The 25068-nt window shown below is 71.6% G+C and carries 21 protein-coding genes; 11 read left to right on the plus strand and 10 right to left on the minus strand.

All coding sequences use genetic code 11. From position 1 onward, the window contains the following. Positions 1-215: 215 nt before the first annotated feature. The 3 genes from KBX21_RS12380 to KBX21_RS12390 all read left to right on the plus strand — a co-directional run bounded on the left by KBX21_RS12380 (position 216) and on the right by KBX21_RS12390 (position 5921). Complete coding sequence (locus KBX21_RS12380) at positions 216-914, plus strand: response regulator transcription factor (RefSeq protein ID WP_210841978.1); 699 nt, start codon at positions 216-218, stop codon at positions 912-914. Continuing rightward, positions 911-4924 carry an MMPL family transporter gene (locus KBX21_RS12385; RefSeq protein ID WP_247665628.1) on the plus strand — a complete coding sequence of 1338 codons (4014 nt, stop codon included), beginning with the start codon at positions 911-913 and terminating at the stop codon, positions 4922-4924. Before KBX21_RS12380 ends, KBX21_RS12385 begins: the two co-directional genes overlap by 4 nt. 148 nt (positions 4925-5072) lie before the next feature. Next, positions 5073-5921, plus strand: coding sequence for a transporter substrate-binding domain-containing protein (locus KBX21_RS12390; RefSeq protein WP_210841979.1), 849 nt, complete (start codon positions 5073-5075; stop codon positions 5919-5921). Positions 5922-5969: 48 nt separating this feature from the next. Here KBX21_RS12390 and KBX21_RS12395 read toward each other — a convergent pair whose 3' ends face one another. After that, entirely contained in the window at positions 5970-7397 is a 1428-nt protein-coding gene (locus tag KBX21_RS12395; RefSeq protein WP_210841980.1) for an acyl-CoA synthetase, read from the minus strand. 145 nt (positions 7398-7542) lie between these two features. Between KBX21_RS12395 and KBX21_RS12400 the strand changes: the two genes are divergently transcribed. Next, positions 7543-7950, plus strand: a complete 408-nt coding sequence (locus KBX21_RS12400) for a hypothetical protein (RefSeq protein ID WP_210841981.1) — start codon at positions 7543-7545, stop codon at positions 7948-7950. A gap of 60 nt (positions 7951-8010) precedes the next feature. On the opposite strand, the gene KBX21_RS12405 is transcribed toward KBX21_RS12400, so the two are convergent. The 5 genes from KBX21_RS12405 to KBX21_RS12425 form a co-directional block, all read right to left on the minus strand. After that, positions 8011-8928 carry a shikimate dehydrogenase gene (locus KBX21_RS12405; protein ID WP_307869197.1) on the minus strand — a complete coding sequence of 306 codons (918 nt, stop codon included), beginning with the start codon at positions 8926-8928 and terminating at the stop codon, positions 8011-8013. Continuing rightward, entirely contained in the window at positions 8919-10832 is a 1914-nt protein-coding gene (locus tag KBX21_RS12410; RefSeq protein ID WP_210841982.1) for a sugar phosphate isomerase/epimerase and 4-hydroxyphenylpyruvate domain-containing protein, read from the minus strand. Before KBX21_RS12410 ends, KBX21_RS12405 begins: the two co-directional genes overlap by 10 nt. A 120-nt stretch (positions 10833-10952) precedes the next feature. Further along, complete coding sequence (locus tag KBX21_RS12415; RefSeq protein ID WP_210841983.1) at positions 10953-11945, minus strand: DctP family TRAP transporter solute-binding subunit; 993 nt, start codon at positions 11943-11945, stop codon at positions 10953-10955. A 75-nt stretch (positions 11946-12020) separates the two neighbouring features. Then, entirely contained in the window at positions 12021-13295 is a 1275-nt protein-coding gene (locus KBX21_RS12420; RefSeq protein ID WP_049570085.1) for a TRAP transporter large permease, read from the minus strand. Next, positions 13292-13831, minus strand: a complete 540-nt coding sequence (locus KBX21_RS12425) for a TRAP transporter small permease (RefSeq protein WP_199776517.1) — start codon at positions 13829-13831, stop codon at positions 13292-13294. The genes KBX21_RS12420 and KBX21_RS12425 overlap by 4 nt, the downstream gene beginning before the upstream one ends. A gap of 151 nt (positions 13832-13982) precedes the next feature. Between KBX21_RS12425 and KBX21_RS12430 the strand changes: the two genes are divergently transcribed. Continuing rightward, on the plus strand, positions 13983-14984 hold the full coding sequence (locus KBX21_RS12430) for a LacI family DNA-binding transcriptional regulator (protein WP_049570088.1): 1002 nt from the start codon (positions 13983-13985) through the stop codon (positions 14982-14984). A 149-nt stretch (positions 14985-15133) separates the two neighbouring features. On the opposite strand, the gene aztD is transcribed toward KBX21_RS12430, so the two are convergent. From aztD to aztB, 4 genes are all read right to left on the minus strand, one after another. Next, entirely contained in the window at positions 15134-16321 is a 1188-nt protein-coding gene (aztD, locus tag KBX21_RS12435) for a zinc metallochaperone AztD (protein ID WP_049570092.1), read from the minus strand. Positions 16322-16386: 65 nt separating this feature from the next. After that, on the minus strand, positions 16387-17304 hold the full coding sequence (gene aztC / locus KBX21_RS12440; RefSeq protein WP_210841984.1) for a zinc ABC transporter substrate-binding protein AztC: 918 nt from the start codon (positions 17302-17304) through the stop codon (positions 16387-16389). A 5-nt stretch (positions 17305-17309) separates the two neighbouring features. Continuing rightward, positions 17310-18494 carry an ABC transporter gene (locus KBX21_RS12445; RefSeq protein ID WP_210841985.1) on the minus strand — a complete coding sequence of 395 codons (1185 nt, stop codon included), beginning with the start codon at positions 18492-18494 and terminating at the stop codon, positions 17310-17312. Further along, positions 18491-19393 (minus strand): zinc ABC transporter permease AztB, encoded by a 903-nt coding sequence (gene aztB / locus KBX21_RS12450; protein WP_049570098.1) that lies wholly within the window; start codon positions 19391-19393, stop codon positions 18491-18493. The genes KBX21_RS12445 and aztB overlap by 4 nt, the downstream gene beginning before the upstream one ends. A 91-nt stretch (positions 19394-19484) precedes the next feature. On the opposite strand from aztB, the gene aztA reads away from it, so the two are divergent. From aztA to KBX21_RS12480, 6 genes are all read left to right on the plus strand, one after another. Then, positions 19485-20120, plus strand: coding sequence for a zinc ABC transporter ATP-binding protein AztA (gene aztA, locus KBX21_RS12455; RefSeq protein WP_049570101.1), 636 nt, complete (start codon positions 19485-19487; stop codon positions 20118-20120). A gap of 80 nt (positions 20121-20200) precedes the next feature. Next, positions 20201-21019: an AraC family transcriptional regulator gene (locus KBX21_RS12460; protein ID WP_156208046.1), complete on the plus strand. Its 819-nt coding sequence runs from the start codon at positions 20201-20203 to the stop codon at positions 21017-21019. Positions 21020-21152: 133 nt separating this feature from the next. Further along, the gene (locus tag KBX21_RS12465; RefSeq protein WP_210841986.1) at positions 21153-22178 is read left to right on the plus strand and encodes an iron-siderophore ABC transporter substrate-binding protein; all 1026 of its coding nucleotides are present in this window, start codon (positions 21153-21155) and stop codon (positions 22176-22178) included. Further along, complete coding sequence (locus tag KBX21_RS12470; protein WP_049570108.1) at positions 22175-23218, plus strand: iron ABC transporter permease; 1044 nt, start codon at positions 22175-22177, stop codon at positions 23216-23218. Before KBX21_RS12465 ends, KBX21_RS12470 begins: the two co-directional genes overlap by 4 nt. Further along, positions 23215-24249 (plus strand): iron chelate uptake ABC transporter family permease subunit, encoded by a 1035-nt coding sequence (locus KBX21_RS12475; protein ID WP_210841987.1) that lies wholly within the window; start codon positions 23215-23217, stop codon positions 24247-24249. The genes KBX21_RS12470 and KBX21_RS12475 overlap by 4 nt, the downstream gene beginning before the upstream one ends. Further along, entirely contained in the window at positions 24246-25058 is an 813-nt protein-coding gene (locus KBX21_RS12480) for an ABC transporter ATP-binding protein (RefSeq protein ID WP_049570116.1), read from the plus strand. Before KBX21_RS12475 ends, KBX21_RS12480 begins: the two co-directional genes overlap by 4 nt. Positions 25059-25068: the final 10 nt, after the last annotated feature.

Raw genomic sequence — 25068 nt, forward strand, 5'->3', positions numbered from 1 at the left:
TGTACGCACCGGTACGGGGGGCTCGCGCCGCTCGGTGGGCCCCGGGAACGTCCGGAACGCCGGAGAGGACGGCCCGGACCGGGAGCCGGGGCGGGGCACGCGGCCGTCCGGGTGGAGCGGCGGGGTTACCATCGGGCCGGGGTCCGACGTCACCACAACCCTGTGACCTGGTCTCTCATCGCTCTCTCATCCCTTTCGGCTGTGATGGACGGACCATGCAAGCCAAGATCCTCGTCGTCGACGACGAACCCAACATCCTCGACATGGTCGCGACCGTCCTGGAGTTCCACGGATTCGAGGTGCGGACCGCCGCCACCGCCGCCGAGGCCCACACCGCCGCGCACGTGTTCGGACCCGACCTGGTCGTGCTGGACGTCATGCTGCCGGACGGGGACGGGTTCGACGTGTGCCGGGCACTGCGGCGGTCACGGCCCGACCTCGGCATCGTCTTCCTCACCGCCAAGGACGCCCACAGCGAGCGGATCGCGGGGCTCACCTACGGTGGCGACGACTACGTCACCAAGCCGTTCAACACCGACGAACTCGTGGCCCGGGTACGGGCGGTCCTGCGCAGGACACGACCCGGGAACGGGCCCGAGCCGGGCGGGGGCGTCCTGTGCTTCGCCGACGTCGAACTGGACGAGCGCGCCTGCGTGGTGCGCCGGGCAGGGCACCCTGTGCCGTTGTCACGCACCGAGTTCGACCTGCTCCGCTACCTGATGCTCAACAGCGGGCGCGTGCTCTCACGCCCGCAGATCATCGACGAGGTGTGGAGCGACGGCTACTCCGGTGGCTCCAACATCGTCGACACCTACGTCGGCTACCTGCGCCGCAAACTCGGCGCCCACGGTCCCAACCTCATCCGGACGCAGCGGGGGTTCGGCTACGCGCTGCGTGAGGGTGACCCCGAATGAGGGCACCGTGGCGCACCCTGCGCGGCCGCATGGTGGTGGTCAACGCCGTCCTGATGTTCCTGGCCCTGAGTGTCGTCGCCGTGGCCAGCTCCATGTTCCTCGCGTCCTACCTGGTCGACCGGCTGGACGAGCGCATCGAGACCAGCGCGTCGTTCGTGCGCGCCAACCAGGACGAGATCTTCGCCAAGAGCCCCGACCAGCTCGTGGAGCAGATCCGCGCCCCCAGCGACTTCGTCGCCGAGTTCGTCACCCGCGTCCCGGGCGACAGCCACCCCAAGGTGCACCGACTCCAGGGATCGGGCCCCACCCTGGTCCGCGACATCGACACCGACAGCGCGCCCGAGGGCGTGTTCACGGTCGAACACGACGGCGCGGAGTACCGGGTCAAGGTGCTGCACCTGCCTGAGCAGGACACCGTCGTCCTGATGGGCGAACCCCTGCGACCGGTCACCGCCACCGTCCAGCGGTTGGTGGCCATCCAGGTCTCCGTCGGCCTGGCCATGCTCGGGATCGCGCTGGTCGCCGGAACCGCGGTCATCCGCCGGGGTCTGCGCCCCCTGGACGACGTCGTGGAGACGGCGGAGGCCATCGCCCTGGGCGACCTGGAACGCCGCGTCCCCGAACCCGCTCCGGGCGCGGCCGACGAGGTCAGCCGCCTCACCCTGTCCATCAACCGCATGCTCGCCCGCCTGCGCGGAGCCCTGTACGCGCACGAGCACTCCGAGGAGCGTCTGCGCCGGTTCGTCTCGGACGCCTCCCACGAACTGCGCACCCCGCTCACCTCGATCCGGGGCTACCTGCAACTCGTGGCCCAGGGGGTGGTCGACGTCGCCCGGAGACCGGACGTCATCACCCGCTCCCAGCAGGAGTCCGAGCGCATGGCCGCCATCGTGGACAACCTCCTCTACCTGGCCCGCCTCGACGAGGGGCCAGCGCCCCGGCACGAGGTCGTCGCCCTCGGCCCGATCGTGTCCGACAGCGTCTCCGACGCCCGCGCCGCCCAGCCCGAGAGGGAGTGGCGTACCGAGGTCAGCGCCGACGGCCTGGTGGTCGGGGACGAACAGGAGCTGCGCCAGGCCGTCTCCAACCTGCTGGCCAACGTGCGTGTGCACACTCCGGCCACCAGCCCGGCCACCGTCCGGCTGCACCGTCGCGAGGGCCGTGTGGTCCTGGAGGTGGCAGACGAGGGCCCCGGCGTGGCCGAGGAGAACGCGGCCTTCGTGTTCGAGCGCTTCTACCGGGCCTCCGCCGCCACGGGCCGCCCCGGCAGCGGGCTCGGGCTGCCCATCGTCCGCGCCGTCATGCGGGCCCACGGGGGAGAGGCGGAGTTCGCCTCCACCGCCGCCGAGGGCACCACGGTCACCCTTCGCTTCCCGTCCCCGCCCGACCCGGACACGGGCTCCCGAGCCGGACAACGTGACGACGATCTCACCGGTGGCGCGGCGTTCTCATCGAACTCTCATGATCCTCGGCATTTCGCCTCATCGGCGTCGTATGAGCTGGAAGGCAAGCGTAAATCGGGGTTGAGAGGAATGAGTATGGCTGGGCTGCTCTATCGTCTGGGTGGGTTCGCCTACCGACGACGATGGCTGGTCGTGTTCTCGTGGCTGTTGGTCCTGGTGCTCGCGGGCGGTGCGGCGCTGATGTTCCGCGCCCCGCTCAACGACGCCCTCAGTATCCCCGGCACCGAGTCGGAACAGGCCACCGACCTCATGGAGGCGCGGTTCTCCACCACCGGTGAGTCCGTCACCGCCGTGCTGCGCGCCCCCGACGGCTCCGACGCCATCGAGGACGAACAGTACGCCGACGCCGTGCGCGCCACCGCCGACGAACTGGCGGAGATCGACGGTGTCGACGAGGTCTTCAGCCCGCACGGCATCCTCGAGGACGCCCGTCAGCAGTACGACGACGGGATCGCCGAGGGTGAGGAACAGGCCCTGGAGGCCGCTCGCGAACAGGTCGAGGGACTGGTGCCGCCGGAGACACCCGGTCGCGACCAGGCCATCGAGGAACTGATGGTCGAGGCCGAGGAACAGGCGCTCGCCGCGGTTGCCGAGCAGGCCCCGGACTTCGACGAGGAGGAGGTCCTCGAGCAGGTTCCGCAGCTCTCGGACGACCGCGACAGCGTGATGATCCAGGTACAGCTGGAGTTCCGCAACGGCGAGGTACCGTCCGAGACCGTCGAGGCCATCCTCGACACCGGTGACGAGGCCCGCGCGGCGGGCATGGACGTGGAGTTCAGCGGCCCCTCCATCACCCAGCAGGTGCCCGCCATCATGGGCCCGAGCGAGGTCGTCGGCCTGGTCGCCGCCCTCGTGGTGCTCATCATCAACTTCGGCGCCCTGGTCACCGCCGGCCTGCCGATCCTGCTCGCGCTGATCGGTGTGGGCGTGGGCATGCTCCTGCTCTACGCCTCGTCCAGCCTGATCGAGCTCACCAGCACGGCCCCGATCCTCGCGCTCATGCTCGGGATCGCCGTGGGCATCGACTACTCGCTGTTCGTGCTCTCCCGTCACCGCAAGCAGGTGGCGCAGGGCTGGGACCCCGCGGAGTCGGCCGCCCGAGCCATCGGCACCGCTGGCAGCGCCGTGGTCTTCGCCGGGATCACGGTCATCATCGCCCTGCTCGGTCTGGCGGTGGTCCAGATCCCGTTCCTGACCCTCATGGGCGTGGCCGCCATGGTCACGGTGGCAGTGGCGGTGCTCGTGGCGATCACGTTGCTCCCCGCCCTGCTCGGGTTCGTGGGCCACCGCGTCACGGCCGGGCGCCTGCCGGTGCTGGGCCGCCGCGCGGAGAGGGCGATGGTCTCCGAGCGCACCATGAGCGCACGGTGGATCGGCATGGTCATCAAGCGTCCGGTCGTCGCGATCGTCGGCGTGACCGCCGTCCTGGGGACGCTCCTGCTCCCCCTTGGCAGCATGCACCTGGGCCTGCCCAGCGACGAGACCAGCTCGACGGACACCACCCAGCGCCAGGCCTTCGAGATCATCAGCGACGAGTTCGGGCCCGGGCACACCGCGCAGCTCGCCGTGGTGGCCGACCTGACCGGTCTGCCGGACATGCCCGCGGCCGCGGACGAGGTCGCCGAGCGCATGGAGGGGGTCGACGGGGTCGCGGAGGTGTTCCCGCCCCAGCTCAGCGAAGTGCGGGACACGGCGATCATCGTGGTCATCCCGGAGACCGGCCCCTCGGACACCGCCACCGAGGACCTGCTGCACGACGTGCGCGGTCTCCAGGGCGAGATCGAGGACGAGATCGGCGCGAAGATCGTGGTGGCCGGTGCGGCCGCCATGGCGATCGACGTCTCCGAACGCCTCGCCGACGCCCTGCCGGTGTTCGCCGCCGTGGTCATCGGCCTGGCGCTGGTGCTGATGACCGTCGTGTTCCGCTCGATCCTGGTGCCGGTGAAGGCCGCGCTGGGGTTCGTGCTCAGCGCGGGCGCCTCCCTGGGACTGACCGTGGTGGTCTTCCAATGGGGCTACGGCGCCGGGCTGTTCGGAGTGGAACCCGGTCCGCTCCTGGCGTTCATGCCGACCCTCATGATCGGCATCCTCTTCGGTCTGGCCATGGACTACGAGGTCTTCCTGGTCTCCCGCATGCGGGAGGACCACGTCCACGGCGCCGAGCCGATGGCCGCGATCTCCACCGGCTTCACCCAGGGGGCGCGCGTGGTCACGGCGGCCGCGGCGATCATGATCAGCGTCTTCGCCTCGTTCGTCTTCGGCCACGTGGAGATGCTGAAGCCGATCGCGTTCGTCCTGGCCGTGGGCATCCTCATCGACGCCTTCCTGGTCCGGATGACGCTCGGCCCGGCGGTCATGGCGCTGTTCGGCCGGGCCACCTGGTGGCTGCCGACGTGGCTGGACCGCCTGCTCCCCAACGTGGACATCGAGGGCGACCGGCTCGCCCCGGTCACCCCCGTCCCCGGTGAGGGCACGCGTGAGGGTGAGGGCTCCGCGGACGACGGTGACCCCCGGGAGGCCGACGCCGCCGCCGGAACCTCCCGGTAGGCGGACGCGACCGGTCCGGACGGTACCCCGGAGAACGGCCCCGCCACGCCAGGCGGGGCCGTTCCCGTACCCGGACCCGGCGCCGCCGCCTGCCGAGGGCCGTGGCTAGTATGACCCGGATCACTCACCAGACGCCGGGAGACCGCACGTGCCAGTAGCGCCAGCCAAGCCGCGCACCGTCCTCGCCACCACCGCCGCCTCGCTGACCGTGCTCCTCGCCGCCGGTTGCTCGGGGGCGGACTCGGACGGGTCGGCCCACCCCGAGACCACCGCTCTGGAGGGGAGCAGGCTGGACGATGTCCTCGAACGCGGATCGCTCAACGTCTGCACGACCGGCGACTACCGGCCCTTCACCTTCCTCGACGCCGACCCGGACGAGTTCACCGGCATCGACGTCGACATGGCGCGCGACCTCGCCGACGACCTCGGCGTGGAGATCGAGTGGACCCGGACCACCTGGGACGACCTGATGGACGACTTCCTCGCCGGTTGCGACGTCGCGGTCGGCGGCATCTCGATCAGCACCGAGCGCGCCCAGCGGGTGTACTTCTCCGCGCCGCTCATGGAGGACGGCAAGACGCCCATCACCCTGTGCGAGAACGTCGACGACTACCGCACCATCGAGCAGATCAACCAGCCCGGGGTGCGTTCGATCATGCCCAGCGGCGGCACCAACCAGGTGTTCGCCCAGGAGCACTACCCGGACGGCGAGCTCGTCACGCACGACAACAACACGATCTTCGACGAGATCGTCGCGGGCAGGGCCGACGTGATGACCACCGACGCCTCCGAGGTGCGGTGGGTGGCCAACGAGTACGAGGAGCTGTGCGCCGTCAACCCCGAGGAGCCCTTCGACTTCTTCGAGAAGGCGTTCATGCTGCCCAGGGGCGACGAGGTGTTCAAGCACTACGTGGACCAGTGGCTGAACATGGCCCTGAACGACGGCACCTACGACCGCATCGTCGAGCCCTGGTTCGGGGAGGACGTGCGGCTCTGACCGGGACCGGGTGACGGGGTCCGGGCGCGCGGTGCCCGGACCCCGTCGTCACACCCCCAGCTCCCGCTTGAGGACCTTGCCCATGTCGTTGCGCGGCAGCGCGTCCACCACGCGCAGGCGGCGGGGACGCTTGTGCGGGGCCAGCCTCGAGGACACGAGCTCCGCCAGCTCCTCCAGGGTCGGCGGCACCGGGCCGGTCGCGACGATCCAGGCGACCACCCGTTCGCCCAGGTCCGGGTCGGGCTCCCCGGTGACGGCCGCCTCCGCCACCCCCGGGTGGGCCAGCAGCGTGTTCTCGATCTCCCCGGCGCCGATCTTGTACCCGCCGCTCTTGACGAGGTCGGTGCTCCTGCGGCCCACCAGCCGCACCCGGCCCCCGGCGTCGCGCACGGCCATGTCGCCGGTCCGGAACCAGGTGCCGTCCATCGCCTCGGCGGTGGCCTCGGGCCGGTTGAGGTAGCCGCTGAACAGGTTCGGGCCGCGCACCTGGACCTCACCGATCTCCTCCGCGCCGAGCTCCAGCTCCGCGCCGTCGTCGTCGACCAGCCGCAGCTCCACCCCGTCCAGCGCGACGCCCACGGTGCCGTGCCCGGCCAGGTCTCCCGGACGCACGCTGGTGTTCATGAGGGTCTCGGTCATCCCGTACCGCTCCACCACCCGCTGCCCGGTGGCCGCGGTCAGTCTCTCGTGGTCGGGCAGGGGCAGCGCGGCCGAGCCGGAGACGAGCAGCCGCGCCCGGGACAGCCCCTCGACCAGGGCGTGGTCGTCCTCCACGGCCAACGCGAGCCGGTGGTACATGGTCGGGACACCGAACACCATGGTCGCCCGCGCCGTGAGCGCCCGGGTGAGTTCCTTGGTGTCGAACCGGCCCAGGTGGATCAGGTCGGCGCCCAGGCGCAGCGGCCCGAGCACGCCCAGGACCAGGCCGTGTACGTGGAACAGGGGCAGGGCGTGCACCAGGACGTCCTCGCTGGTCCAGGCCCAGGTCCGGGCGAGGGAGTCCAGGGTCGCCGCCACCGCGCGCCGGGAGAGCAGTACTCCCTTGGGCGGTCCGGTGGTCCCGGACGTGTAGACGACGAGGGCGGTGGCCTCGTCGTCCACCTCTCGGGCGAACGGGGATGTGCCGGGGCCGGGGGCGGCGTCCACCTCCATCCGGGGCAGCGCTCCCAGGATCTCCGGGGTCCTCTCGCCGGGGGCGTGGAGCAGGAGTTCGGGAGCGCTGTCGTCGATCACGTGCCGCAGCTCCTGGTCGCCGGAGCGCGGGTTCAGCGGGACCACCGGCACCCCGGCCAGGAGCGCGGCGGTCACCGCGACGCAGGTCTCGAGGGTGGGGGTCGCCCACACCGCCACCCGGCCGTCCCGGGGGAGCCGGGCGGCGAGCCGTGACGCCGCGCCGGAGAGCTCCTCGTAGGAGAGTGCGCGTTCGCCGAAGGTCAGGGCGGGGCGGCCGTCTGGCTCGGAGACGTAGGGGAGCACGGGGGCGCCTTTCCGTGAGAAGGGGCTGGCCGGGGGTGCCGGGAGGTGGTCAGCACGAGCGTACGCCGCCTTCCCGCCGGGCCCACTGCTTCCGGGCAACAGAAGCCTGCCGCAAACGGACAACACGCTGCTGTGAACCGCCAAAGTGGATGGGGGTTCCCAGAGGAAGGGGAGCAGGAACGGCGAGCTCCCACACTCCTGGGAACTGGACGTCCACCCCCTCTACCGGGACGGCGCGTTCGTCGTCGCCCGGTTCGAGGCCACCAACGAGGGAGACACCGTCCCCTCCACGACCAACCCCTTCGGTATCGGGTCGTGCTTCGAGTTCAGCGCCTTCGACCCCGCCACCGGGACCGTCCACACCCAGGCCTTCGACGGCGAGGCTCCGTCCTTCATCGAGCGGGTGGGATCCCCCCTGTGGCCCGCCGCCACCGCCCCCGGGTCCACCCAGTACGGCTACCTCCACCTGGCCGCGCGCCCGGCGGAGACCACCGGGCTCACCTTCGACGCGGGGCCGTTCGGGATGCTGGAGGGGATCCCGATCGAGCGGTGACGGCGGGCCCGGCCCGGGGGGACCGGTGCCCGCCCGGGACCGACCGGGCACCGTCCCGGGTCAGCCCCGCGCCACCGCGGCGAAGTGCGCCATCATCCGGTCGTGGTCGGGCACCAGCCCCGTGATCAGCTCCAACGCCTGGGCGGCCTGGAACACCGCCATGCCGCCGCCGTCCAGAGTGGCGCACCCGATCCCCTCGGCCTCGGCGAGCAGTGCGGTGCGCAACGGCCGGTAGACCACGTCGGCCACCCACAGGTGCGGGCGCAGGAGCTCCGGGGCCACCGGAGTGCCCGGGTGCTGGGCCATCCCGGCCGGGGTCGCGTTCACCAGCCCGTCCGCCCGGGTGAGCAGGCCGCCGACTTCAGAGGGAGGGGCCGCCTCGCAACGACGCCCCGGAAAGCGTTCCACCAGGTCGCGGACGAGTCCGCTGGCCCGGTCCTGGTCGGTGTCCACCACCGACAGGTCCCGAACACCGGCGGTCATGAGGGCGTGGGCCACCGCCGCACCGGCCCCGCCCGCGCCCAGGAGGACCACCCTCTCCCTCGGCACGGTGGGCAGCCCCAGTTCCAGGGAGCGGGCGAAGGCCGACCAGTCCGTGTTGTGCCCGACCGCGCGTTCACCGTCGAACACCACGGTGTTCACGGCTCCCAGCGCGGCGGCGTCGGGGGTGAGTTCGTCCAGGTGGGGCAGGACCAGCTGCTTACAGGGATGGGTGATGTTCAGCCCGTCGAACCCGTAACGCGGGGCCGAGCGCACGAGTTCGCCGACCGACGACGCCGGCAGGTCCCAGGCGTCGAGGTCGATCCTGCGGTAGACCAGGCGGCGCCCGAGCTCGGCGGCCTCCGTCTCGTGCATGGCCGGGGTCAGGGAGGGGCCGATCCCCGAACCGATCAGCCCCACCAGGAAGGAGGGGACGTCATGGGTGGAAGCCAGCGCTCGGACGCTTCCGCCGTCGCTCGTCCGCCCCGTCACGTCCACTGCTCCGAACGGTGCGCCGCCCGGTGCGCCGCCATCCGCACCGGGGTGTTGGCCGCCCCGTACCCCTCGTACCCGTTCACGCGCTGCACGACCTCGAAGAACAACCGGCCGCCCAGCAGGGGCGTGTAGAGGTGCCAGAACTCGCCCGCTCCGTCGGTGTCGTGCAGGATGCCCAGGCCGCGCATGAGCGCGAGCCGTGCCGGTGACAGGTCCGTCCTGGCGGCGAGGTCGTCGTAGTGGTTGTCGGGGACCCGGATCGGGGGCTCCCCGGCGGCGACCATCGCACGGGCGACCGCGACGATGTCGTCGCAGGCCAGGGCGATGTGCTGGGATCCGCCGGTGGCGTCGGCCTGCGGTCCGCGCCCCAGCACGGACACGTTCAGCGCGATGCGCGGTCCCGACCCCGGGTCCGGTCTGGTCAGGACGCGGCTGCGGACCAGCCCGTCGGGAGAGGACAGGTCGGTGCTCTCCGACGGTGAGAGTCCGAACAGGGTCCGGTAGAACAGCGAGGCCTCGTCGAAGTGGTCGAACGGCTGGTACAGGCCGATGTGGTCGATGCCGGTGACCGGGGTCGGCGCCCCCTCCTTCCGGTCGCCGACCGCGGGCGCGGAGAAGTCCTCGGTCCAGTCCGCCCCGCCGGACGCCTCGGGCGGGCACAGGAAGACGGCCGTCCCGTCGGGCGCGGCGACGGCGGGTATCCGCGCCTCCGAGGGGTCACGGCGGCGGGACAGCGCGGGAGCCGAGAGGGCCTCGGCCCTTTCCGCGGCCCGGGCCGGATCGGTGACCTCGACGCCGAGCGCCGTCACGGCGGCGTCGCCGGTCCAGGTGTGTCCGAGCCGGGGGTCGGCGGAGTTCAGCAGGATCCGCGTGTGCCCGTGCTCCCACAGCTCGACGGGTTTGGACCGGTGGTCGCGGGTGTGCGCGAACCCCAGCGCCGACAGCACCGAGCGGGTGCGCCCGGCGGCGGGATCGGCTGCCGCGACCTCGACGAACGCCAGGTCCTCCGGAGGCACGAGGTCCGGGAGCCGGGCCAGGTGGACGGCGCCGTCGCGGTGCCGGTCCGTGATCTGCCCGGAGTCGACGGCTTCCCGAGCCCGTGCCACGGCGTCCTCCAGGGCGGACAGCGAGCGAAGGGCGTCGGCCGCCGTCCGGTCCGGGTCGGAGGCGCGGAAGACGTCGTTGAACACCTCCAGGGACAGCGGTCCCCGGTAACCCGCAGCGATCACGTGGCCGGTGAACGCCGCCAGGTCGAAGCCGCCCTGCCCGGGGAAACAGCGGTGGTGGCGGCTCCACTGGAGCACGTCCATGTCCATGCGCGGAGCGTCGGCCAGCTGGAGGAAGAGGATTTTCTCCGAGGGGATGTCCCGGATGCCCGAAGGGTCGTCACCCCTGGAAAGGATGTGGAAGCTGTCCAGGCACAGGCCGAGTGAGGGGTGGTCGGCCGCCTCGACGATCCGCCACGAGTGCTCGTAGGTCGAGACGCGTCGCCCCCAGGCGAGCGCCTCGTAGGCGACGCGCACCCCGTAGGGCTCGGCGGTCTCAGCCAGGGAACGCAGTTGGGCGGCGGCCAGGGCGTCGTCGTCGATCGCCGAGGCGGTCGCGTTGGAGCAGACCAGGAGGGTGTCCACCCCGAGTTCGACCATGAGCGCGAACTTGGCCTCGGCCCGCCTCAGATTGGCGGCCAGCTGGGTGTCGTCCACGCCCTCGAAGTCGCGGAAGGGCTGGTAGAGATCGATGGTCAGGCCGAGTTCCCCGGCAAGGGCGCGGATCTCGCGGGGGGCCAGGGGGGAGGCGAGGAGGTCGTTCTCGAAGATCTCCACGCCGTTGAAGCCGACCTTGGCGGCCGCGCTCAGTTTCTCTTCCAGGGTTCCGCTGAGGGAGACCGTGGCGATGGATCGCCGCATGTTCTTCAGGCTCCGTTTCCGTTCGCGGGGCGGGGTGTGCTCACGCCGCACCGGTGTCGGGCCGGTGCGGAGGTGGAGTGGGACGGGCCGGTGGCGTTGCGCGGCCACCGGCCCGTGCGGTCAGGCGGACTCGCGGAAGGCCTCGTAGAGCTCCAGCTCCTCGCCCTCGAGCGTGGACAGGAAGTGCTCGTGGACCTGGGAGCGGAAGGTCTCCACGTCCACGTCGTCGACGACCTCCATGGCGCCGCTGGCCTCCCACTCGGCGATGACCTCGGCCTCCGCCTCCTCGATGCAGGCGCGGTTCTCCTCCCGGACCTGGCTGACCGCCTCCTGGAGCACCTCCTGCTGCCCTTCGGAGAGCCGCTCCCAGGTCTGACCGGAGACCACGATCATCTGGGAGCCGATCTGGTGCCCGGTGAGGCTGACATGGGACTGCACCTCGGAGTAGTTGTCGGCGGCGACGGTCGCGATCGGGTTCTCCTGGCCGTCGACGGTTCCCTGCTGGAGGGCCATGTAGACCTCCTCGAAGGCGACCGTGGTGGGGCTGGCGCCCATCGCCGCGGCGTTGGCGAGGTAGATGGGGGAGTCGGGGAACCTCATCCGCAGCCCGGAGAGGTCGGCGGGGGTGCGGATCGGCTGGTTGGCGGTGAAGTGCCGGTCCCCGAAGTACCAGACGTCGAGGATCTTCGCCCCGGTGGCCTCCTCGAACCCCTCCTTCGTGGCCTCGGCGGCCTCCGAGTCGAAGAAGGAGAACATGTGGTCGGCGTCGTCGAAGGCGTACGCGGCGTCGAAGACCCCGATCGGCTGGTGGGCGGAACCCAGCGCCGCCGAGCCCTGGACGTCCATGTCGATGTCGCCGGACATCACCGACGCGAAGGTCTCGGTGTTGTCGCCGAGTTGGCTCCCGGGGAAGGTGTCCACGCGAAAGCCCGCGTCGGCGTCGGCCACGTGCTCGGCCACCAGGTCGATGCCGCAGCGGGTGTGCGGGTGGTCCTCCGTGTAGCTGTTGGAGAAGGTCAGGACGGGGCCGTCGGTGTCGTCGCCCGCACCGCAGGCGGTGAGGACGAGGGCGGCCGCTGGCAGGAGCGCGGCGACGCGGAGACCGGTGTTCATGGTGGGGCCTTTCGGTGGGGCGCGGGGAGTGGGTGGGGTCGGGGAGTCGCGGGCGGCGGTCCCGGTGGACGGTCGCTACAGGCCGAGCTGGCCAGGCAGGAAGAGGACGAGTTCGGGGGCCACGGTGAGCAGCCCCAGCACCGCCAGGAGGGGGATCAGGAACGGCGCCGTGCCTCGGAACACCTCGTGCATGGGGGTGCGAGTGGCCGAACCCAGGACGAAGAGGACACCGCCGATGGGTGGCGTGAGCAGCCCGATCATCAGGTTCACGATGGCGATCACCCCGAAGTGGACCGGGTCGACGCCGAACTGCACGGCGATCGGCAGGAGGACCGGCACCGTGATGACCAGGGCCGCGATGGGCTCCAGGATGGTACCGATCAGGATGAGCGCCACGTTCACCAGCAGCAGGAACACGACGGGGCTGTCGGTGAAGCCGAGCAGGAACGAGGCGATGTCCTGCGGCACCCGCTCGCGGGCCAGCACCCAGCCCAGAAGCCCCGACGCGGCGAGGATCAGGGTGATCGACGCCGCCGTGGTGGCGGTCTCGACGGCGATGCTCCACAGGGAGCGCAGGGTCAGGCGCCGGTAGCAGAATCCGAGCACGAGGACGTAGGCGACGCCGACGGCGGCCGCCTCAGTCGGTGTGAACAGACCGCTGAGGATGCCTCCGAGCAGCAGCACCGGTGCCCCCAGGGGGCCGACGACGCGCAGGGCGGCGGACCGGAACTCGCCGGGTGCCGAGCGCCGTCCGGCGAGCTGGGGCTGCTTGCGGCTCCACACGAAGACGTACAGTGCGAGGCCGCCCGCGATCAGCAGGGCCGGGATCACGGCGGCGGCGAACAGCGCGGCCGTGGAGACCGCCGCCACCGAGGCGTAGACGATCGCGGGGATGCTCGGCGGCATCACCGGGCTGATCAGGCTGGAGGAGGCGGTCAGTCCCAGGGCGAAACGCCGGGGGTACCCCCGGCTGGTCATGGCCGGGACGAGCATCTTGCCCATACCCGCGACGTCGGCCAGGGCGGTGCCGCTGATCCACGAGAAACCGACGCTGACGCCGATGTTCACGTAGCCCAGACTGGCGCGCACCCGGCCGAACAGCACCTGGGCGAAGGCGAAGATGCGGTCCGCGATCCCCGTGTGGTTGGCGACCACACCCAGCAGGATGAACAACGGGACCGCGAGCAGGGGGAAGCTGTTGACCTCCTGGGCGGCGGTGCGCAGGCTCAGACCCGTCGACTGGTCCGTGACGACCATGTAGAGCAGGGTCGGGCCGAGGATCGCGAAGGCCACGGGGACCCGCAGCAACAGGAGTACGAGAATGCCGGTGACGACCAGCGCGGCGCTCATTCGGCACGCTCCTCGGGGGCGGTCTCCAGGGTCGGGGGTGCGGGAAGCAGGGTGTTGGCCAGGGCGCGCAGCGCGGCCAGGGACAGCCCGACCATGGGGATGACGTAGGTCCAGGACAGGGGGACGTTGAGGGCGGGTGTGGTCTGCGGGGAACCGCCGAAGACGAGTTCGGCGGCCTCGAACACGAACCCGACGGCGACCGCCGCGACGACGAGGTTGGCCAGGACCCACACCCCGCGCAGGACCCGGCCGCGGGCCACGTGGTCGACGAGCTTCAGGGTGATGTGCTCGTCCCGGCCCACCAGGTATCCGACCAGGGAGAAGGTCAGCCACACGAGACCGAACCGGGCCAGTTCGCCGGTCCAGACCCAGCCGGAGACCGGCAGGTGGCGCTGGGTCGCCTGGACGAGCATCAGCGTGAAGATCAGGGTGAGCAGGAGGGCGCCGACGACGAGTTCGGCCCTCTCCAGACAGCGGACCACCGTCCGCGCGGGACTCGGTGGCCCGGTGTCGTTCGGTTCGGGGGGTTGGGTCATCCCAGTCGGCTCCAGTCGGGCGGACACGGCTTTGCGCTGATCAGCGGCCGTGGACGTGGTGGGTGTCACACTTTTGTGAACTCTAGGTTTCCGTTCACATCAGTGGCAAGCGATTGCCAAAAGTTGTCACAAACCGGTAGGAAGGGGCGAGATGAACACTCCCAGGCGCACGACCATCTACGACGTCGCGGCTGAGGCGGGTGTGGCCGCCTCCACGGTCTCCCGGACCTTCGGCAACCCCCGCCGGGTGAACGCGACCACGCGCGACCACGTACTGCGGGTCGCCGAACGGCTCGGGTACCGGCCCAACCCCCTGGCCACGGCCCTGCAGTCCGGGCACAAGGCGACCATCGCGATGTTGGTCCCCGACATCACCAACCCGCACTTCTTCGGCACGATCCGGGGCGCGGAACGGCGTGCCAGCGAGGCGGGCGTCACCTTCATCCTTGGCAACACCGAGGAGTCGGCGGCCCACGAACGCAATCAGATCGAACGGCTGGACCACTCGGTGGACGGTTTCGTGCTGGCGGCCAGCCGTATGAGCGACGAGACCACCGTGGGGATCTCCCAGAGCCACAACCTGGCACTGGTCAACCGCGAGGTCGACGGCCTTCCCGGCGTGGTGGTCGACAGCGGCCCGGGGAGCTGGCAGATCGTCGAGCACCTGGCCTCGCTGGGGCACCGGTCGATCGTCTATCTCTCCGGCCCGCACCAGTCCTGGCTCGCCAACCAACGATGGAAGGCACTGAGGGCGGCAGCGGAACGGCGCGGGCTCTCCGTCGCCCGGCTGGGCCCCTTCCCGCCCAGGGTCAGCGGGGGTGGAGCCGCCGCCGACGCCGCCCTGGTGTCCGGGGCGACCGCGCTGGTGGCCCACAACGACCTGCTCGCCATCGGGGTCCTGCGGCGCCTCTCCGAACGCGGGGTCGCGGTTCCCGGCGAGGTCAGCGTGGTCGGATACGACGACATCTTCGGCGCGGACCTGTGCGTTCCCGCCCTGACCACCCTCGCCGGTCCCGAGGACGAGGCGGGCCGGGTGGCGGTGGAGCTCCTGCTGAGGAAGGGGTCGCTCTCCACCGCGCATCCAGCGCCGCAGCGGGTGGTCCTGCCCACCCACCTGGTGATCCGCGACTCCACCGGCCCCGCCGCCCGCTGACGCCCCGACGGGACGCGCTCGCCCGGACCCACCGACCCCGATCCGAACGTGGAGCCCGGAAAACGGGTCGGCCCGGGGCCCGCGCCGTCACGCGCGGGCCCCCGGGCCGCGGGGAGCCGCCCCGCCGTGCGGCGGGGCCGAGCAACGCCCTAGTGGGCGACGCCGCTCAGTTCGTTGGGGGCCTCGTCCAGGGTCACCGAGCCGGTGACCTCACCGGAGGCCAGGTCCACCGCGTGCACCTGGTTGGTGGACGGGTCGCTCACGTAGGCGGTGCCACCGCGCACGAACAGCGCGGGCCGGGGGTCCTGCCACTCCAGCGGCTCCTCCCAGGAGTCCATCAGCTCGATGCTCCGGGTGAGCTCGCCCGAGTCGGGGTCGATGTCGTGCAGGGAGCCGTCGGTTCCCAGCACCAGGGCCTCACCGGCCGGGCCCCGGCCCAGGGACCGGAAGGTGTAGCTGGAGGGCAGGTCGACCAGCTCCAGGTCGCCCTCGGCGGTGTCGACCAGGGCGATCGACTCGGGGCGCTCCAGTTCGGCGTCCGGGTCGGTCTTGTAGTCGCCCAGGATGACGGGCGACTCCTCGGAACCGGCCTGGTTGCCGATCCGTCCGTAGTCGTCGGGGCTCTCGACCTTGGTGAACGCGCCGTCCTGGTAGATCAGCACGCCGTCCTGGCATCCGATGGCCACGGCCCCGCCCTGGGCCGCGCTCTCCCCGTGCACGCCCGGGCACTCCTCGCTACGGGCGATCTCCTCGTCGTCGGCGTCCAGGACCAGGGCGCCGACGCGCTCCTCCTCGTTGCCGAGGGTGAGCAGGAGTTCACCCTCGTCCAGCTCGACCGCCACGCCGTGGTGGGCCTCCTCGGCGGTGTGGACGTCGGTCTCCTCCGGCAGGCCCGAGCCCAGCGCGTCGGTGTCGAAGGCCGTGACCTCGCCGGTGCCGTCGGCGAACAGGACGGTCCGGCCGCCGTGGCGCACCACGTGACCAGGGGTGTCGGCCGGGAAGAGGGTGTCGGTGAGCTCCGCTCCGGCCGCGTCCAGGACCTGGAAGCCCTCGGAGGTGGAGACGAACACGTGGCGGTCGTCCCCCGCGGGGTTGACCCGGTTGAAGCCCTCCATCTCGATGTCGGCGACCACTTCGAGGGACTCGCCGTCCAGGACGTACAGTCCGCCGTCGTAGGTGGTGACGAGGGGTTCGGTCGCCACGGCCTCGGCCGGGGTCGCCTCCTCGTCGGTGCTCGCGGCCCCGTCGTCGGAGCCGGTTCCGCAGGCGGTCAGGAGGAGACCGGCGGACAGCAGTGCGGGCAGGGCCGCCGCTCGGGTGGTTCGGTTGGGGCGCATGCTTCTTCTCTCTCAGGGATGGGTGTCGGTACGGGGGGTGACTGGGGGGTGGTCGGAAGGCGGGCTCAGTCGTCGCGGAGCCCGGCGGTGATGGCCTCGGTGTTGGCGCGCATCATCTCCAGGTAGGTCTCGGCGCCCCCGCCCTCCCGGCTCAGGGACTCGGAGTGGAGCGGGATCACCTCGATCTCCACTCCGGCCTCCTCGGCCATGACGGTGGCCAGCCGGTCGGGCTGGGAGGAGTCGGCGAAGACGGCGGAGACACCGGCCTCGGCCACGGCGTCGGAGAGGTCCTTGAGGTCGGAGGTGCTGGGCGAGGCCAGTGTGGTCCCGCTGGGGATCACCGCTCCGATGACCTCGAAGCCGTAGCGGTCGGCGAGGTAGCCGAAGACGTGGTGGTTGGTCACGAGTCTGCGGCTCTCGGCGGGCAGGGCGGCGAACTCCTCGCCCATCCACGCGTCGAGCTCGTCCACCTCGGCCGCGTAGGCCTCGGCGTTGGCGCGCACGGTGTCGGCGTCGACCCCGTCGACCTCCTCGATCACGCGTTCCGCGATGAGGTCCACGGCCAGGCCGACCCGTGCCGGGTCGGTCCAGAAGTGCGGGTCGGGCTCGCCCTCGCTCTCGTCCGAGGTGTAGGGCAGCGGATCGACACCCGCGCCCACCTCCAGGGCGGGCACCCCGGCCTCCTCGGCGGCGGCCACGTTGCGGGCGACCCCCTCCTCCAGTCCGAGGCCGTTGTGGACGACGAGGTCGGCGTTCTCCAGGGTCGCGGCCTCGCGTGCGGAGATCGCGAAGGAGTGCGGGTCGGTGTCGGGCGGCATCAGCACGGTGACCGGTGCCTCGTCGCCGACGATCCGTGCCGTGACGTCGCCGAGGATGTTGGTGGTCACCACGATCCCCGTGCCCTCCTCCTCCGAGGAACAGGAGGCCAGGGTCAGGGCGAGCGTGGTGGCCGCGAGGGCGGCGATGGGGCGTCGGGGGAGCATGGCGTTCACCGTCCGGTCTGGATCATCAGGTGCGGCGCGATCCCCGGTTCGAGGGTGCGGGCCACACGCAGGTCGTCGGCGTAGTCGATCTCGTGCACGACCCCGGCGGTGGGGTCGCTGACGTAGGCGCGGGAGGTGTCCGCCAGGAGGGTGGGCGGCAGTTCGGGATCCACGGTGTCCAGCAGGGCGGTGGCCGCCTCCTCCTCCCCGGTACCGGGGTCGAGGGAGTGCAGGGTCCCGTCATCGGTCAGGACCAGGAGCGGTCCCTCCTCGCCGACCGCCGTCGCCGCCACGGCCCCGGGCTGGTCGTGCGAGTGCCACTCGCCGTCGGCCAGGTCCAGGACCCACACGGTGTCGTCGGCGGGAAGCGCGGCGAGGACGGCGGAGCCGGAACGGTGCAGGAAGGGGCCGCTTCGTACCTCGCCCGGGTGGGGGAGGGTCGCGGCTGTCAGCTCGCCGTCCTCTTCGGTGACGTGGAGAGTGCCCTCGGCACAGCCGACCACCAGACCTCGGCGGGTGACGGCCGCACCGCCCGGTTCGGCGCAGGTCGCCTCCGGGGTCGCCTGCGGGGCTCCTTCGCGGTCGAGTACGCGGACCGTCCCGTCGTCGTCCACGGTGACCAGCGCCCCCTGGTAGGGGAGGACGGTGGACCTCTCGTCGAGCGACACGTCGGCGGTGGCGACCGTCCCGTCCTCCAGTTCCGACCGGTCCAGCAGCAGCGACGCCCCGGGGCCATTGGTGACCGAGGTCAGTGCGGTGTCGGTGACGACGTGCGCGGTGCCGGGGAGCTCCAGGGAACCGACGTGTCCGGAGCCGGTCCGGTAGTAGTGGTTGTGGTCGCCGTGGTCCACGGTCCACACCCCGCTGTCGAAGACCTCGGTGGTCCCGTCATCGGATGAACTCAGGTAGGCGAAGCGCCCGTCTCCCATGACGCCGTCCACCTCGGGGACCTCGCCCAACTCCGTGACCTCCTCGGTGAGCAGGTCCAGGAGCCGCACCTGGCCGGTGTCGGTGTCGGCGACGACCAACCGGAGCTGTGGCTCGGCGGTCTCCTCGGCCCCCTCGACGTACCCGTGGGGTGTCTCCTCCTCGGAGGGCTCGGGTTCGGCGGCGCCGCCGGAGCAGCCACCGGCGAGCAGGGTGACCAGGGCCGCCGCTCCCAGGGCGGCGGTGCGGTGTCGACGGTTCACGGTGTCACCGTTCCTTCCAGGGTGGTGGGCAGGGGCGCGGGGTCGGCGGAGCGCTCCTCGGTCGGGGGGCGTCGCCTGGCGAAGCCGCGTGATCGCACGGCGGAGGCCAGGGCCGAGACGAAGAAGAAGGCGACCGCCGTGGCCGCGATGCTCGCCCCGGCCGCCGTCTCCCAGTGCCAGGAGACGAGCAGTCCGACGTAGGTGGCGACACCGCCCAGCAGCGCGGCGGTGATCATGATCCCCGGGATGCTCCTGGCCCAGAGCAGCGCCGTGGCGGGCGGGGCGATGAGCAGACCGAACACCAGCAGAGTGCCGACCACGTGGAACGAGGCGACCACGGCGAGGGTGACCAGGCCCAACAGGGCGGCGTGCGCGACGCGCGGCGCCAGACCCAGGGTGTGCGCCTTGCGGTGGTCGAAGGCCAGCGCGACGAACGCCCGGTGGCCGACGACCGCGACCACCAGTGCGGCGGCGAGGGAGAGCCCCAGGTGGAGCAGGTCCCGTTCACGCACGCCCAGGACGTCGCCGAAGAGGAACGCGGTGAGGTCGACGGCGAACGACGCCGAGTGCGAGACCAGGATCACGCCCACCGAGAGCATCCCCACGAACAACAGGCCGATGCTCGTGTCCTGCGACAACCGGCGGGAGCGGCTCAGCGCGGTGACCCCGGCGGCCATGGCCCCCGCCGCCAGCGCGGCGCCCACGAACAGGCTCTGCCCGAACAGGGCTGCCAGGGCGACCCCGGGCAGCATGCCGTGCGACATCGCGTCCCCGAGGAAGGCCATGCCCCGCAGGACCACCCAGGTGCCGGCGATCGCGCAGACGGCCGAGACCAGGAGGCCCGCCCAGAGCGCACGCTGGACGAAGGTGACCCCGAAGGGTTCGATCAGTGCTTCCATGATGGGACACTCTACAGCGATAACCATTATCGTTTTCACATCGGGTCGGGTCGGGCTAACCCGGACACACGAGAAGCGGGGGTCACCAGCGATGAGGATCGACAACCTGTACGCGGGCTACGGGGGAACGGACGTCCTCCGGGGGGTCAGCGCCGAGATCCCCGAGGGGGCGGTCACCGCCCTGGTGGGGGCCAACGGTGCGGGCAAGTCCACCCTGCTCGGGGTGCTGGCGGGCACGGTCGCGCCCCGGAGCGGAACGGTGGTCCCGGCGGACGCCCGCCGCCCCGCCTTCGTCGTCCAGCGCAGCGCGGTACCGGACGCCCTGCCTCTCACCGTGCGCGCCACGGTGGCCATGGGGCGCTGGGCGCACCGGGGCTGGTGGCGTCCGCTCACCCGCCACGACCGGGCGGTGGTCGACCGCTGCCTGGAGCGCACCGGGGTCGCGGACCTGGCCCACCGGAGGCTGGGAGAGCTCTCCGGAGGCCAACGCCAACGCGCCCTGATCGCCCAGGGGCTGGCGCAGGAGGCCGGGCTGTTGCTGCTGGACGAACCCTCGGCCGGGCTGGACCACCGATCCATGGCCCGGGTTCGTGAACTGGTCTCGGAGGTCGCCTCCGAGGGTGTGACAGTGGTGCACGCCACCCACTTCGCGGAGGAGGCGCGGGACGCCGACCACGTCCTCACCCTCGAAGCGGGCCGCGTGGCCCCGACCGGTACCGCGGTGTGACGTCCGACAGGGGGCTGAGGCCGGGCGGCCCCTGGTTTGGTCCTCGCGGGGTGGCCCCGCATAACCTGTGTGACGTGGTCATACAAGACAGGGCGTCGCGCCGTGGGGCGGTGCGCGAGCGTGCGGGCGCGGTGGAGAACCGCAGCCTTCCCTCCTACGGCGCGGGGGAGATCGACGTCCCCTACGTGGTCCATGGCACCGACGAGGTGATCGCGCGCGACACGTACTGGGAGGAGCACTCGCACCCCACGCACGAGCTGCTCTGGAACCTGCGCGGCGCCTCGACGGCAACGACCGGGGCGCGTGTGTGGACCATCACACCGTCGGTCGGCCTGTGGATCCCGGCCGGAACCCCCCACTCCGGGTGGACCCCGGCGGGGACCTGGCACCACGCGGCCCAGTTCAGCGTCCACGCGGTCCCGGCCATCGCGGACACCACCGTCGCGGTGGAGGTCACCCCGCTCCTGCGGCTCCTGCTCGAGCGGCTCAACACCGAGGGGCTGGGTCCTGGGTCACGGGCCAGGACCGAGGCCGTGGTGCTCGACCTGCTGGCCCCGGCCCCGGTCGAGCTGTTGCTGAAGATCCCCGAGTCCCCGCTGCTGGAGCCCATCGTCGCGGCCGTACGCGACGACCCCGCCGACGACACGACCCTGGCTTCCTGGGCCGCGCGGCTCGGCGTGAGCACCCGAACCATCACGCGGGCGTTTCGCGCCCAGACCGGCCTCGGATTCAGCCAGTGGTCGGCCGCCGCGCGCGTGCAGCACGCGATCACCCTGCTCTCCCTGGGTGAGGAGATCGAGGAGGTGGCCGAGAGGGTCGGCTACCACTCGGCGAGCGCGTTCGGCACGGTCTTTCGGAGGGTGACGGGCATGAGTCCCGGGCGGTTCCGCGTCCAGTGACAGCGACGTCGTGTCCGTTTCGCGAGGTTCCTTGTCCCTTTCGAGCGATTGCGAACCAACTGAGTGCACCCTAAATTCGGTTAGGCAAACCTAACTCCCGGTTTCCGGGGTTGGTCACCACCGGAAGGACACCATGACCCGCGCCCCACGGCTGGCCGCGATCGCCACCGCCGCACTCATCCCCCTCACCCTCGCCGCCTGCTCCTCCTCGCCCTCCGGAGAGAGCGACGCCGCCTCCGGTGACTGGACCCCCGTCACCGTCGAGCACGCCCTCGGAACGACCACCATCGACTCCGAGCCGGAACGGGTCGCCACGGTCAACTGGGCCAACCACGAGGTGCCGCTCGCCCTGGGCGTTGTCCCGGTCGGCATGGCCGCCGCCACCTTCGGTGACGACGACGACAACGGCGTGCTCCCGTGGGTCGAGGAGAAGCTCGAGGAACTGGACGCCGAGACCCCCGTCCTCTTCGACGAGACCGACGGCATCGACTTCGAGGCCGTCGCCGACACCCAGCCCGACGTCATCCTCGCCGCGTACTCCGGGCTGACCCAGGAGGACTACGACACCCTCAGCGAGATCGCCCCCGTCGTCGCCTACCCGGAGACCGCCTGGGGCACCTCCTGGCGCGACACCATCGAGCTCAACAGCGCCGCCATCGGCAAGGCCGACGAGGGCACCGAGCTCATCGCGGACCTCGAGGCCGAGATCGACGCCGCGGTCGCCGAGTACCCGCAGATCGAGGGCGCGGCGGCGATGTTCATGACGCACGTCGACACCACCGACCTCAGCGAGGTCAGCTTCTACACCACCCACGACACCCGTGCGCTGTTCTTCGAGGACATCGGGATGGTCACCCCCGAGAGCGTCGCCACCGCCTCCGCCGAGACCGACCAGTTCTCCCTCACCCACAGCGCCGAGCAGGCCGACGCCTTCGACGACGTCGAGGTCATCGTCACCTACGGCGGCGAGGAGCTGGTCGAGGCCCTGGAGGGCGACCCGCTGCTGTCGCAGATGCCCGCCGTCGAGAACTCCGCCGTGGTGAACCTGCCCGGCGACAGCCCGCTCGGCACCGCCGCGAACCCGACCCCGCTGTCGATCTCGTGGATCCTCGACGACTACCTGTCGCTCCTGGCCGAGGCCGCTGACGGGGCGCAGTGATCACCCAACAGTCACCCACCGACGTGGGGACCGCGGTCACGCGGTCCCCACGTCGGGGCCGGCCCCTCTGGCTCCTCGTGGTCCTCGCCGTCCTTCTGGGCCTGATGTTCCTCTCGGTCTCGGTCGGATCCCGCGACGTCCAGTGGGCCGACATCGTGGCGGCCTTCGGCGGATCAGCCGAGGGCTTCAACGAGGCCGCGGTGGCCAAGCGCATCCCCCGGACCCTGCTCGCCGTGCTCGTGGGCGCGGCTCTCGGGGTCTCCGGCGCGGTCATGCAGGGCGTGACCCGCAACCCGCTGGCCGACCCCGGCATCCTGGGCGTGAACATGGGCGCCTCGCTGGCCGTCGTCATCGGCATGGCCTACTTCGGCCTGGCCACGGCCACCGGTTTCATCTGGGCCGGCATCGTCGGTGCGGCCGTCACGGCCCTGTTCGTGCACGTCATCGGCTCCTTGGGTCGGGGAGGCGCGAGCCCGCTGAAGCTGGCGCTGGCCGGTGCGGCCACCTCCGCCGCGCTGTCCTCGTTCATCAGCGCCGTCGTGCTGCCCCGCAACGACATCGCCGACGGGGTCCGTTCCTGGCAGATCGGCGGCGTGGGCGGCGGCACGTTCGCGGCCATCTCCCACGTGCTCCCCTTCCTGGTAGTCGGGTTCGTCGTCTGCCTGCTCTCCGCTCGGGGCCTCAACCTCCTGGCACTGGGTGACGACCTCGCCGCGGGCCTGGGCGAACGTGTCGCGATCTCTCGGGTCACCGCCTCGGTCGGCTCCGTCGTGCTGTGCGGCGCCAGCACCGCCGTCACCGGTCCGATCGGGTTCGTCGGCCTGGTGATCCCACACGTGTGCCGCCTGCTCGTGGGGGTCGACCACCGCTGGCTGCTGCCGTTCTCGGCCCTGACCGGCGCCGCCCTGCTGACCGCCGCCGATGTGGTCGGGCGCGTCGTGGCCCGCCCGGGACAGATCGATGTGGGGATCGTGACCGCGCTGGTCGGCGCACCCTTCTTCATCTACATCGTCCGACGTCAGAAGGTTCGTTCCCTGTGACCACCTCCACCGTCGAGACCGTCACGCGCGGTCGCGCGCGCCGGGCGCGCCGACGGCACACCGTGATCGTCATCCTCGCCGCCCTGCTCGTGGTCGGCTTCGCCGTCACCCTCATGGTGGGACAGACCTTCTACCCGCCCGGCGACGTCGCCCGAGTGGTCCTCGGACAGGACGTCCCCGGCGCCTCGTTCACGGTCGGTCGGCTTCGCCTACCGCGAGCCGTGCTCGCGATCACCGCCGGGGCGTGCTTCGGGCTCGCCGGAGTCACCTTCCAGACCATGCTGCGCAACCCCCTGGCCAGCCCGGACATCATCGGCATCAGCGCCGGGGCGAGCGCGGCGGCGACCTTCGCGATCGTGGTGCTCTCCCTGGACGGGGCCGGGGTGTCGGTCTTCGCGATCGTCGCCGGACTCGGGGTGGCCATGGTCATCTACCTGCTGTCGTACAAGGACGGGGTCTCGGGCACCCGGCTCATCCTTATCGGCATCGGGGTCGCGGCCATGCTCCACAGCATCACCTCCTACATCCTGGACCGCGCGGCCACCTGGGACCACCAGGAGGCGATGCGCTGGCTCACCGGCAGCCTCAACGGCGCCGGATGGGGAGCGACCGTGCCGGTCGTCCTCGCGCTGGTGCTCATCGCGCCGGTGCTCCTGGGGCAGGCCGGGAACCTGTCCGCGCTCCAGCTGGGCGACGACACCGCCTCGGCCCTGGGCGTGCGGGTGGACCGGACCCGCCTCCTGGCGGTGGTCGGTGCGGTCGGGCTTATCGCCTTCGCCACCGCGGCGGCCGGACCGATCGCTTTCGTGGCCTTCCTGTCCGGGCCGATCGCCGCCCGACTGGTGGGCTCGGACGGTTCACTGCTCGTGCCCTCCGCGCTGGTCGGCGCGCTCCTGGTCCTGGTCGCCGACTTCTGCGGCCAGTTCGCCTTCGGGACCCGGTTCCCGGTCGGGGTCGTCACCGGCGTGCTCGGTGCCCCCTACCTCGTCTACCTCATCATTCGCAGCAACCGCGTGGGAGGCTCCCTGTGACCACGGACCACTCGCTCCTCGTCGAGGAACTGACGCTCGGGTACAAGGACCGCGACGTCATCGACTCCCTGGACCTGGCCGTGCCGCCCGGCCGGATCACCGCCATCGTCGGCGCCAACGCCTGCGGCAAGTCCACCCTGCTGCGTTCCATGTCGCGTTTGCTGGCTCCGCGTTCGGGCCGGGTCCTGCTCGACGGCCGGGAGGTCCACCGCACGCCGCCCAAGGAGGTGGCGCGGACCCTGGGCCTGCTCCCGCAGTCGCCGGTCGCCCCGGAGGGCATCACCGTGAGCGACCTGGTGGGCCGGGGCCGCCACCCCCACCAGCGGATGTTCACGCGCTGGAGCGGGAAGGACGACGAGGCGGTGGCGGAGGCGCTGGAGGCCACGGGGACGGTGGAGCTCGCCGACCGGCCCGTGGACGAACTCTCCGGGGGGCAGCGTCAGCGGGTGTGGATCGCCATGGCGCTGGCCCAGCGCACGGACCTGCTCCTGTTGGACGAGCCGACCACGTTCCTGGACGTCAGCCACCAGGTGGAGGTCCTGGACCTGCTCACCGACCTCAACGCCACGCGCGGGACGACGATCGTGCTGGTCCTGCACGACCTCAACCTGGCGGCGCGCTACGCCGACCACCTCATCGCGCTCGCCGGGGGCGGACTCCACGCGGCGGGTCAGCCGGAGCGGGTGCTCACCCCGGAGACGGTGCGGGCGGTGTTCGGGATGGAGAGCCAGATCATCACCGACCCCACCTCGGGGAAACCGCTGATGCTCCCCATCGGCAGGCACCACCGGGCGGTGTCTGTGGAGTGACGGGGCGCTG

This window comes from Nocardiopsis sp. B62 (assembly GCF_018070675.1).
Classification (GTDB): Bacteria; Actinomycetota; Actinomycetes; order Streptosporangiales; family Streptosporangiaceae; genus Nocardiopsis; species Nocardiopsis prasina.